This is a genomic window from Pseudoalteromonas sp. SCQQ13, from assembly GCF_015864415.1.
Classification (GTDB): domain Bacteria; phylum Pseudomonadota; class Gammaproteobacteria; order Enterobacterales; family Alteromonadaceae; genus Pseudoalteromonas; species Pseudoalteromonas nigrifaciens.
Genome location: NZ_JADYXG010000004.1, coordinates 166,548 through 178,105, shown reverse-complemented (window position 1 = coordinate 178,105; position 11,558 = coordinate 166,548). Strand labels below are relative to the sequence as shown.

At 36.9% G+C, this 11,558-nt stretch carries 12 protein-coding genes and 1 pseudogene; 7 read left to right on the top strand and 6 right to left on the bottom strand.

What is annotated here, in order from left to right; genetic code table 11:
- A partial coding sequence (locus tag I6F41_RS17995) for a TonB-dependent receptor plug domain-containing protein (protein ID WP_231613404.1) occupies window positions 1–939 on the bottom strand: 939 nt, incomplete at its 3' end.
- A gap of 121 nt (window positions 940–1,060) precedes the next feature.
- Between I6F41_RS17995 and I6F41_RS05185 the strand changes: the two genes are divergently transcribed.
- Together I6F41_RS05185 and I6F41_RS05180 are read left to right on the top strand one after the other, a co-directional pair.
- Window positions 1,061–1,963, top strand: coding sequence for a LysR family transcriptional regulator (locus tag I6F41_RS05185; RefSeq protein ID WP_197107861.1), 903 nt, complete (start codon window positions 1,061–1,063; stop codon window positions 1,961–1,963).
- Between the two features lie 214 nt (window positions 1,964–2,177).
- A complete protein-coding gene (locus I6F41_RS05180; RefSeq protein ID WP_197107859.1) occupies window positions 2,178–4,418 on the top strand; it encodes a sensor domain-containing phosphodiesterase in 2,241 nt (746 codons plus the stop codon).
- Window positions 4,419–4,649: 231 nt separating this feature from the next.
- On the opposite strand, the gene I6F41_RS05175 is transcribed toward I6F41_RS05180, so the two are convergent.
- Complete coding sequence (locus I6F41_RS05175; RefSeq protein WP_011329879.1) at window positions 4,650–4,898, bottom strand: DUF4282 domain-containing protein; 249 nt, start codon at window positions 4,896–4,898, stop codon at window positions 4,650–4,652.
- Window positions 4,899–5,058: 160 nt separating this feature from the next.
- Window positions 5,059–5,241 (bottom strand): hypothetical protein, encoded by a 183-nt coding sequence (locus I6F41_RS05170; RefSeq protein WP_011329878.1) that lies wholly within the window; start codon window positions 5,239–5,241, stop codon window positions 5,059–5,061.
- Window positions 5,242–5,329: 88 nt separating this feature from the next.
- Between I6F41_RS05170 and I6F41_RS05165 the strand changes: the two genes are divergently transcribed.
- From I6F41_RS05165 to I6F41_RS05145, 5 genes are read left to right on the top strand one after another with little or no spacing between them, the layout of a single operon-like run.
- Window positions 5,330–6,400 (top strand): CsgG/HfaB family protein, encoded by a 1,071-nt coding sequence (locus tag I6F41_RS05165; protein ID WP_011329877.1) that lies wholly within the window; start codon window positions 5,330–5,332, stop codon window positions 6,398–6,400.
- Window positions 6,401–6,442: 42 nt separating this feature from the next.
- Window positions 6,443–7,276 carry a TonB-dependent receptor gene (locus I6F41_RS05160; protein WP_197107858.1) on the top strand — a complete coding sequence of 278 codons (834 nt, stop codon included), beginning with the start codon at window positions 6,443–6,445 and terminating at the stop codon, window positions 7,274–7,276.
- 20 nt (window positions 7,277–7,296) lie between these two features.
- Window positions 7,297–8,085: an ETEC_3214 domain-containing protein gene (locus tag I6F41_RS05155; protein WP_182678908.1), complete on the top strand. Its 789-nt coding sequence runs from the start codon at window positions 7,297–7,299 to the stop codon at window positions 8,083–8,085.
- A gap of 8 nt (window positions 8,086–8,093) precedes the next feature.
- On the top strand, window positions 8,094–9,368 hold the full coding sequence (locus I6F41_RS05150; RefSeq protein WP_011329874.1) for a transglycosylase SLT domain-containing protein: 1,275 nt from the start codon (window positions 8,094–8,096) through the stop codon (window positions 9,366–9,368).
- The gene (locus I6F41_RS05145) at window positions 9,358–9,921 is read left to right on the top strand and encodes a hypothetical protein (RefSeq protein WP_011329873.1); all 564 of its coding nucleotides are present in this window, start codon (window positions 9,358–9,360) and stop codon (window positions 9,919–9,921) included. Before I6F41_RS05150 ends, I6F41_RS05145 begins: the two co-directional genes overlap by 11 nt.
- A gap of 53 nt (window positions 9,922–9,974) precedes the next feature.
- On the opposite strand, the gene I6F41_RS05140 is transcribed toward I6F41_RS05145, so the two are convergent.
- The 3 genes and pseudogenes from I6F41_RS05140 to I6F41_RS05130 form a co-directional block, all read right to left on the bottom strand.
- Window positions 9,975–10,592, bottom strand: a complete 618-nt coding sequence (locus tag I6F41_RS05140; protein ID WP_197107857.1) for a LysE family translocator — start codon at window positions 10,590–10,592, stop codon at window positions 9,975–9,977.
- Window positions 10,593–11,034: 442 nt separating this feature from the next.
- Window positions 11,035–11,163: a hypothetical protein gene (locus I6F41_RS18100; RefSeq protein ID WP_269435034.1), complete on the bottom strand. Its 129-nt coding sequence runs from the start codon at window positions 11,161–11,163 to the stop codon at window positions 11,035–11,037.
- Between the two features lie 122 nt (window positions 11,164–11,285).
- Window positions 11,286–11,516: pseudogene (locus tag I6F41_RS05130) on the bottom strand (alpha/beta hydrolase family protein); the annotation flags it as partial.
- Between the last annotated feature and the right edge of the window lie 42 nt (window positions 11,517–11,558).

Sequence of the window (11,558 nt, the reverse complement as noted above, 5' to 3'; positions counted from 1 at the left end):
ATATTCATCGTACTTTATATAGCTATTAGAACTACCAAAGTCATAATAACCATTATGGCTTACCGAGATGGTTTTTTGCTCGTATTGTGTAGTTGTTGATTCAGGACAACCACTGCGACCACACTCATCCCCTGGGGCAAGTGGCGCAATTGTTTTACCCACAGTCGCATCTAACGTTTGTTCAGCACGGCCAAGCTCTAATGTAACCTCGTGATTTTTATTAGGTGTTACTATAAACTTAGCTTTAAGATTATTTTGCTCTTTACCTCTAAAACCGGCGACTAGGTCATCTTCATCGCGTTTTGTAAATTGCCCGTATAGCTGTACTCCAAGTAGTTCATCAACTAATGAGCCCGCTGTAAAAAAGTTAGCTTGGTTAATGTTCCCAGACTCATTACTTTGTTGAATCGTACTATCTAAACGCACCTCGCCGTACCAGTGCTCAGGTGTTTTACGAGTAATTATATTGATTACCCCGCCTATCGCATCAGAGCCATATAAAGATGACATTGGACCGCGAATAACTTCTATACGTTCAATGGCCCCAATAGGCGGTGTCCATGCCCCCTCAACACCTGGACCGTCACTGTTTGGCCGTGTTTCGCGCGATGTTTGTCGTTGGCCATCTATTAATATTAATGTATAGCCATTAGCCATGCCGCGCAAACTAATATCTTTTCTGTCGCCACCGCCAGTCACTATAACGCCGGGCACGTCTGTCATAGCGTCGGTTAAATCACGGTAAAAACGACTCGCTAACTCTTCTCTATCAATCACACTAATAGATGCTGGTGCATTTTTAATTAGCTGCTCATACCCTGACGCAGTGACTACCATCACTTCCATGTCATCGTTTGTTTTATTTGCTTGCGCATAATTTGTAAAGGTAAATAAAATTGCGGCACTTAAAGGCAATAATTGTCGACTTGCGGTGTTCATATTTGTTTCCCGTGTTAGAATTACTTAATTGATAATGATTAGCATTTGCGATGTTAAGGGTAAGTGCATTGCCGAGCAATATAAGTATGCTAATAATTAAATTAAGGAAAACTTAATTACTATGAATATCAAGTTAACACGCTCGTTAACTATGTTTGTGCGCATAGTAGAAACAAACAGTATGAGCTTAGCTGCTAAACAATTAGGCATGACTACTTCTGCTGTAAGTCAGCAAATTAAAACATTAGAACAAGAGGTTGGGTTAAACTTATTCAATCGTAGTCCACGATCATTAAGCTTAACTGAAGCGGGTGATATTTATTATCAAAGCTGTAAAAAGCTGCTGCAAACAGCAGAGCAGACTAAACAAAAACTACAGTATTTAACCGGTATACCAAGTGGCAAACTTAAATTAGTTGCCCCTGTTGGCTTTGGCGCTGGGTTACTTTCTGAACCATTAAAACGCTTAATAGAGCTACACCCAAAATTAAACATAGAACTAATTTTGACAGATGAACCTGTTGATATGCTTAAAGAAGGAGCCGACTTAGCATTGTGTATTGGCCCACTTAACGACTCAAATTTAATAGCCCGAAAATTAGCCCAATGGCCTTATGCTCTTTGTGTTAATGCGACGCACCCTTTAGCAAAAAATGATCAATGTATTGAACAATTAAACCAGCACGCTCATATAGCTCACAGCCATTTAAACTATCAATTATTTAAGCCAAACAGCGCACCATACACACTTAATGCTCCGCGTATAAAAGTAAATAATATGCAATCAGTTATTCAATTAGTATGCGATGGATTAGGTTATGCAATGCTACCAGAGCCAGAAGTGCGCGAACGCATTAAAAACAAAGAGTTAAAGCAACTTCATAAAGACTGGCAACGTTCAAACTACACTGTGTATGCAGTAACGCCAAAACGAGATTTTATTGCTGCAAAAACCCATGCATTACTCGATATTTTAAAAAAGCACTTCGCTGAAGTCACCTTAGGCACTAAGCACCACTTATAACAATTAGCATTGTTGTTATATATAACAAATGATAACAACCAGTTAAAAATAAAAACGAAAAGAGTTTAAATTTTATTCGACTCTAGTATTGAGTTAAATTAGATAATGTTTACAATATCAATAAGGTGCTGCTTAATTAATATAAAATAAATTTCTCGTTTTTATTAACGCTATGCGCTCAGACACATTAACTATTATTTAGGAACTTTTCTGAGTGACTCCAGCACAACATTCAGCATTATTTGCAGCCCAACAACAGATTATAGAGCAGATCGCATTGGGTGTAGATATACACCTGTGCCTGCATAATATCTGCGAGCAAATTGAAGCAATTATTGACTCTAAAAATGCTAAAAGCTCGATTTTAACTCTAGAGGGCAACCAACTTCGCCACGGTGCTGCGCCTAAACTTCCCCCTGAATATTGCCAAGCAATAGACGGTGTTACAATTGGAGATAATGTAGGCTCATGTGGCACTGCAGTGTACACAGAGCAACAAGTTATTGTTAGTAACATAGCTACTAGCCCACTTTGGGCTAATTATAAAACTATTGCATTAGCACATGGTTTGCAAGCGTGTTGGTCTACTCCGATTTTTTCCTCAGACAACAAAGTACTTGGTAGTTTTGCCGTTTATTACACCCATCCAAACGCACCAACCGCATTAGATTTAAAGCTTATTGAACGCTTTACTCATTTATCGGGCCTAGCAATAGAAAAAGCGCGCTCTGTCGCAAGAGAAAAAGCACTTAGTTTAGAGCTACAACGTTCTAACGATAAATTAAAAGCATTTATTGAGGTGATCCCCGATTTAGGAATCATTTTTGATGAACAAGCGCGGTATATTGAAAGTTATGGTGCTAGCAACGAGTTGCGATGTAATAGCTTAAGTAATGAGCAACGCATAAGTTCGCTACCATTAGGTGATCCTAATAAAGTAATCTCTATCATTACTAAAACACTGAAAACAGAGCAAGTACAACTGTACGAGTACGAACTTAATTGTATGGGTAACCGACATATTTTTGAAGCTAGAACGTCAATTATTAATAACTACCTACTTGATGAGCCAAATAAAAAACATGTTTTATGGATGATACGCGACATTACCGAGCGTAAACTTGCTGAAGAGCAAGTTAAAGAGTTGGTATTTTACGACCCATTAACCACATTGCCTAATCGCCGCATGCTAACTGACACGCTTGAATTGATGATCAGCGAATCTAAAAAGCAGCTTTCATTTGGCACTCTATTATTTTTAGATTTAAATGACTTTAAGCGCATTAATGATTCATTAGGCCATGTTATCGGTGACGAGGTTTTACTAGAAGTTGCTATGCGGTTAAAAACCGTTATTAAAAATGCAGGTATTATTGCGCGAATTGGTGGCGATGAATTTGTAATTTTACCTAAGCACCTAAGTAGTAATAAAAACAATGCACAAAGCCAGGCAATAGTGTGTGCCAACCAAATACTCGACTGCTTCAAAAACCCATTTAAAATAAACAACTGTAGTTATAAAATTACTGTCAGTATTGGCATTAGTTTTATTGAAGGCCCAGACACAACAAGCAACGATGTATTAAAGAGGGCCGATACAGCTATGTATAGCGCCAAAAAATTTGGCGGCCATCGTTTTGCGTTTTACGATCCGGCACTGCAACACGAATTAGACTTACGTTTACAGCTAGAAAGCGACATTATAACTGCAATAAAAGAAAAGCAGTTTGCGGCTTACTTTCAGCCGCAACTTGATTGCCAAGGTAATATTATAGCCGCTGAGGCATTAATTCGCTGGATACACCCTATAAAAGGCATTATATCACCCTACTACTTTATTCCTGTTGCGGAACAATCTGGTCTGATTGATCAATTGCAAAGCAGTGTACTGTTTGACGCCTGCATGTTAATTAAAACGCTAGAGCAAACACAGCAACTTCATGATTCATTTTGTGTTGCTATTAATATTAGCGCCTGCCAATTTATAACACATTCCTTATACAACAATATTGTTAGTATTGTAGATGCGTTTGGTATATCTCCTACAAGATTTAAACTGGAGATAACCGAAAGCATTTTACTGGATGACATGGCTGAAAATATTGCACAAATGCAGCAGCTCAAAGCTAAAGGGTTTAGGTTTTCGATTGATGATTTTGGCACTGGTTATTCATCGTTAGCCTATATACACACTTACCCCGTTGATGAGCTAAAAATAGATAAAAGCTTTATTGATAAAATACATGAAGGTAATAGAGGGTCTGCCATTGTAAGTACTATAATCTCACTTGCGCACAACCTTGGCTTTAATGTTATTGCCGAAGGCGTTGAAACCGCAGAGCAAGCTAAAACACTCGCACAACTTAATATTACCGGTATGCAAGGCTATTATATGGCTTATCCTATGCCCGCAGCTGAGTTTATTTCTTGGTTAAAACAACAACGTAACAGTTAGTAACAGCAAAGAATAAGAAGCGCAGCGCCCCCCCCCTAACCTCTTTATAAATAATTTACCTAAAACTATGTTTGCAAATGCATTTTAGGCTTTTTTAACCTCAAAGTGGTTAAAGTGAACTACCCATCGACGCCACTTCGTGTCGAACAATGGGTTTTCTCGGAGTTTTTTGGATAAAATAACGTGTCTGGTTTTATTTCTAACTGAAACTTACTGTGACACGTTAAAGTTTTATTCTGATTTATTAGCTATTTTTTGTAAATTCTCGTGAATTTTGAATAAAACGATAAGTAGTTCACACCAAATTCTAGCGCCAATTACACCACCAACAATAATACCAAGCCCAGCCCAAAAACCACCACCGTACTGCACAAACATAGTGGTTACACCAGAAATTACAGCACCTAGTAACATTAACCAATATACAAAAGTAATGATTTTAGGTGTCAGCATAGATTCAAAGAAAAAAATATCTTTCATTTTTTAGTCCTTTTTAAAATAGTCAGTAAATTTTTATTTCACAAAAAATGAGCGCTTACTAGCCCTCATAGTTATTATCTAGCTAGCCTTAATAAAGCTAACTGGCTGTATATTTAATTAAAGCTAATTACGCTATTAAATTAAAAATTAGGTGTCGCAGTTACTTATTTAAATTATCGAGTTCTTTTTCTAAGTCTTTCATTGCTTTTTGCGCTTTGAACTCTTCGTAAAGCGCTTCGCGTGAACCGGGATCTAAACGTTTACCTGATTTAGCCACTAGATTATTAAAGGTATCTTGTGTGTTATTAGTGCTAAAGAATAAGTAAAAAGCATGAAATTCCATAGGTTTTACTTATATTTAATTGACTCATTTAATAACAGCTGTTAAAAATAAGCAACAAATATGAATATAAACTTAATAGGGATATTTAATGAAAAAAGGAATTCAGTTTGCTGTAATTTCTAGCATTTTGTTATCTGGTTGTGCTTTAGATAGTAAAATTAACGGCATGATTGGTGGCTTAAATAATCTACTAACAACAGCAAAACTACCTGTAACCTACATGCGCCCAGCTAATCAAGATAACACCGATAAAATAAAACGTATTGCTGTTATTACCGATAGAAGCTCTTCAAATGCAGTGAACTTAATTGAAAGTAACCTTTCAGCTATTCGCGTTAATGACAAGCCATACTTTACTTTTGTTGATCAAGCAGCGCTTGATAAAGTAATTGCTCAACAGCGCTTTAATGAAGGTGACCTAACAAACTCAAATAATCGTACTCGATTAGGTAAACTTACTGGCGCAGACACTTTGGTAACTGCTCTTTATGGTTCTGATGTTGAAACATCAACCTATTACGAAGAGCGTAGTGAATGTGTTGAAAAAGGTGACAAATGGTATAAATGCAAACGCTCTCGTGATGTTAAAGTTCGATGCTCTGAAAAACTAGCTAAAGTAATACTAGAGCCAAAAGCAATATCTGTTGAATCTGGTGAAATCATTTTCACAAAACGATACAGCCAACAGGTAAGCAGTAAAGTTTGCGAAGGTGATGATCCTCACAATTCTGATAGTGCGCTATTAGGGCAAGCAGTTTCTCAGATATCAGAAGAACTAATTCAAGATGTTGCCCCGCATAGCGTTACAAAATTAGTTGAATTAATGGAATCGGATGATTCTGACATGTCCGACGATGCTGAAAAAATGCTGGATATGGGAATAGAGTTTGCTGAAAAAGATATGCCAGATAACGCCTGTAAGATGTTTAGTAGAGCTCAAAGTATTTATTCTGAATCACTAGCAATTAATTATAATAATGCTGTTTGTGCAGAAAGAGCAGCGGACCTAGAGCTAGCCCTTGCATATTATCAAAAGTCTCATAATCTAACTATGGATGTTGATGAGCTAAAGTATATTATTGAAGGTGAGCAGCGTTTGTTAGATCGTAACAAACATAATGCTAAACTAGCTCAAAATAATAACCACAATCGTTTATAAAACAAACTTTGCCCAGCAAATGCTGGGCTATTTGGTTGAAACATGAATAAGAAATTACTTTTTTTTATATCTATGCTTTTATTTTCTTTCACAGTAGAGGCACAAACACACTCTAATTGCAGCTGTGCCCATTACTACCCAACACAAGCTCAAACCCCTGATTGGATAGGCATAGATAAAGTAACCGACACCCTCTATGTTAGCTCAGGCTCTTCTCAATGCTCTGGACTAAAGTCAATTGACGAACGCCGTTCTGCACTTGAAGCTCGAAAAGCACTCACAAAGCTTCTTAAAACTGAAATAGAAATTAAAGAGGAAAATAAACTCTTCTCTTCTAATTCCATAAGTAACTTACAGTTTAATTCTACAGCTAAAATAACAAGCGACCAGCTGCTAAAAAACGCTAAAATATTCGAACGATGGGTAGATAAAAATAACTGCGTGGTTTATGCAGGAGTAACAATAAACCATACAGATATACAAAAAGCGCAAGCACAAAAAAAGCAAGAGGCACAGTCAAAACTGTCCGCTAAGAATAACTGCATAAAAAGTACTGGCTCGCAAGCAGGTGAAGTTAAAAGCTTATTAACCGCTAAGTTTATTCAAAATGGCTTTAATATCACAGACTCAGCCTGCGACGTTTATTACCATGTAAAAAACTCAATTGTTAAGAGTAGTCAAAATAAAGTTTTTACTAGGTTACAGTTAGAAATAATTACTCACACTAACAAGCGTCTTTGGCAGGATCATTATCAAGGTAAAGGTATTAGCTTTTCTAAAAGATCAACGCAGCAATTACTACAAATCGCAAATGAAGACAGCATATCACTATTAATTGAAGATATTATTAAACTAAAAGATACTCCCGTTAATTAGCGCATATTTTAAGGAATGAAATGCCCGTGGAAAATAACAGCACACCTACAGAACAAGTTACTGAAGAAAAAAAAACAACTATAAAAAAACTTAAAGAATATTTTATTTTGTTAATGGTGGCGCTTATGGGCTTAGGTAACTGGGCAGATACTAAAGCTCTATCAATAGAAGCATATAATGGATTTATTACTAACTTTACAAATAAAATTGAAGAAAAAAAGATTTCAAAGTTAGACATAGGTAACTACCTTCCATATGCGCAAAAACAAATAGGTATACCGCAAGTCATTAAAACTTCAAAAATTGATGAACGTTACGAATATCGTTATTATAAAGAAGATAAATACCTCCTAACTTTAATCAATAAAGAAACTCGCATAGTAGCTATTGTTGTCCATAGCCTGTCCTATGACAAAAGCTTAGTTGACGATTTCTCACCTAAGGTACCGTTTAGTAACTTTAAATTAAAAGAGCACAGTCTTGAACAAATAGTGCCTGATAGTAATGAATTTTTTTATGACAGTAATAACATTAAATACTACATGCAAGTAAAACAACTCAATGCCCAAGGTATGTTTCTTAACTTAACGAGTGGCTTTAGTGATTATACTGAGCTAAAGGGAAATGTTGCTGAGGATCTATTCAAATTAGATGAAGTAACTTTGATGAGTGACGAGCAAACGCTTACTTCACCTATCACCAAAAAATTAGCAACCAATAAAGCAACTTTTTACGCAATCTCAGAATTACCAAGCGAATATATTGCTGATTCACTACTTACTAAATATGAATTTAACGTTTATTTTTAAGGAACAAAATGCGACATTTTTCATTGTTTTTACCACTACTTTGTACTTTTACAGTAACAAATATAAGTGCGAACACTTTTACTGAGTTTAAAAAGCAGCAACTTTTAGAAGCAACCAGTTTCAGCAAGCAATATAAACAAGATTACGCAAATTTTAGAGAAGCTTATTTAGCTGATTACGACTCTTTTAGAGATTCATTACTTAAGCATTGGTCTGTGCCCATCCAAAGCAGCACATTAAAGCAGGTCGTTTACAGTGCAGACCTAAAAAGTCGCATAATTATTGACGAACAAAGCATGACGGTTACTGTAGAAACATTAGATTCTCACAGTACGCTTGGACAAGCAGCTGAGACATTAATAACTGATAAAAATCTAGCCTCGTCTTTAGAATTAATAAGCCCAACTAAACAAGAATTAGAAAATAGCTTAGCAATTTCAAAAAGTGAAATTAAAAGTCAAAAAGAGTTAAAACAGAACCAAGAAACGCTAGCACAAGAAATAACTACACAGTATGAACAGTCGCTAAGCAGTGTTGATAAAAACACTCAATTAAAGCCTCAACAAGCAATACAAAGTAAACAGCAATTAGCCATAGAAAAACAGCAGCGTATTGAAAAATTAAACACATCACTCAGCACCAAAGATAATGATGTGACTTATAAAAATATTACTTCTCGTACTTTTTCACTCCCTGACGAATATTTACATAAAAAAGTGAGTCCTTACTTAAACTTTTACTTACAATACGAGCAACAACAACTACCTCTGTTATTAGCAATTTCGCATGCTGAGTCATCTTTTAATCCAAATGCTAAGTCGCATATTCCCGCATTTGGGCTAATGCAAATTGTACCTAATTCAGCAGGTTTAGATGTAGCAAGAAAACACTTTAAAAAAGATATAGCGCCAACACCAGAGGAGCTTTTTGATCCTGATACCAATATCACTTATGGATCTGCTTACATTTCTATTTTAGACAAAAGTTATTTACGGAAAATAAAAGATCCAATAAGTCGTAAATATTGCGCAATTGCAGCTTACAATACTGGTGCAGGAAATGTAGCTAAAGCGTTTAATACTGATAAAAGCCGAAATATTAATCGTGCTATTTCTATTATAAACGACCTAGATAGTGAAAGTGTTTACAGTCACTTAATTGCAAACTTACCCTATGATGAAACAAAAAAATACCTTAAGAAAGTAAACAAGCTTGAACAGCAGTACCAAGCAAATATTAATCAATGGAACCTTAATAATAAGGAAATCAAACATGAAAAATAAACTTTTACCAATAGCCACTATTTTCTTTTTAAGCGCATGTGGATCAACTCAACAGCCACAATCAACCCCCTTTAGTAATGCTGATACTGTACCAAGCTGGGTTTTAATGCCAAGCGCACCTGAAGGAGGGTTAGCCTCATCTAGCTGTGTACCTTGGAGTGGTAATATGGCAGCAAGTAGAGCACAGGCTGTAGCTAGCGCGCGCGCTGATTTAGCAACACAAATTAATAGCAAAGCTCAAGTTCTTGATACCTTAATAAATAAGCAAATGCAGCAGCAAGATTCTGTACAAACACAAAGTTCTTTTACACAAGTAAGCCGCCAAACAGCCGAAGAAAGCCTTGTTGGTAGTATTGCAAAAGAAGTCAGCTTTGCTCAAATAAATAACCAAAAGCAACTATGTGCATTAGTTATTATGGAAAATACTAAGCCTATTTTCGATAAGTTGATTGAAAAGTCAGGCAAAAATCTGAGCCCTAATGATGAAGATATGCTTTACCGTGAATTTAGATTGCAACAAACCACTGAAGAGTTAAATAACTTAGCAAACTAACTCCATATTAAAATGAATACTGTAGAGTAAAGTTACTCTACAGTATGTCAGCACTACCCTAAAGCCAGCCATACACCAACGGCGACCATTAAACTGCCCGCAATGCGATTCATCCACTGGATGTTATTACCGCGCGTTAAAAATAATCGTAAGCTTTTTCCACCTGTTGCATAAGCCAACATACTTAAAAATTCGGTAACCATTATTACACTTAACAACACTAATAGTTGCGGGGCTACGTTATGTTCAATGCTTATAAATGGTGGTAGTAATGAGATCATAAACGCCCAGCCTTTTGGATTGGCAATTGCAGTTACAAAGCCTTGCGTAAACAGCGACTGGCGACTTACAGCTGTGGCATTGCTGGTATTTACCGACATTTTTCCTTTAGATCGCCACATGTTTATACCAATGTAAATTAAGTATGCACCGCCTACCCACTTTAAAATAGCAAACGCCTCTGGATAATTAAGCATAATACTCGCCACGCCTAGCACTGCAGCAACGGCAACACTAGCAACGCCGAGTAGCTCGCCAAGCATCATCCATAAAGTGCGCCGCACGCCAATACTCATGCCTAGTGTCATGGCTAATGTCATACACATACCTGGGGTGATCGAAACAAAGAAGAAGGTGGGAATAAATACCGCGAGTACTGTTATATCAATCATTTAAAACTCGTAATGGGTTAAAGACAAAGTTGTAATAGGTTCTAGGCGAAAGAGTAAAGGAAAAAGAGCTAAGGTGAAAGATAAATGATATGTAATATGGCCATTTGTACTCGCTCACATTGAGCCAGTTTTTGTTAAGGTAACCTCCCCCTTAACAAAGTATCAGCCCAAAATAAAATTTCCCTATTAGTAAAGCATCTTCCCACTTGAAAGCCCTGAACAGCAAGGCTTTCGCGTTATTTATCCTTTATTATGAAAAACAAAAAGCGTCTGAATTTGGAAATTTTATACACTCATATATGGCAAAAGTCTGAGATGATAAAGTGCAAAAATACATTTTGTTGCTCTAAAGTGCGGCGTACATACGCTCACTTTGCATTGGGAAGGTGCTGTGAGATTTAGAGTGGATCTTCTTGCTCTCACAGCATAAACACGTACTTTACTACTGGCTCGGTGTTGGCTCAGCCTCTTCATCCATTAACAGGTATTTGTTTAGCCACTGCTCTTGTTCCCACAACACATGCAGTAAGCTTTTACGAGCACGATAGCCATGTGCTTCATGAGGTAGCAAACTAAACGCGCTTCTTTACCTAAGCCTTTTAACGCGGCGTACATACGCTCACTTTGCATTGGGAAGGTGCCGTGAGATTTAGAGTGGATCTTCTTGCTCTCACAGCATAAACACGTACTTTACTACTGGCTCGGTGTTGGCTCTGCCACTTGCTCAGTTATTACCTTTACCGGCTCGGCAGAGTCATTAAGTAAGTACTTATCTAACCACTGTTCCTGCTCCCACAATACATGCAGTAAACTTTTACGAGCACGATAGCCATGTGCTTCATGAGGTAGCATAACTAAACGCGCTTCTTTACCTAAGCCTTTTAACGCGGCGTACATACGCTCACTTTGCATTGGGAAGGTGCCGTGAGATTTAGAGTGGATCTTCTTGCTCTCACAGCATAAACA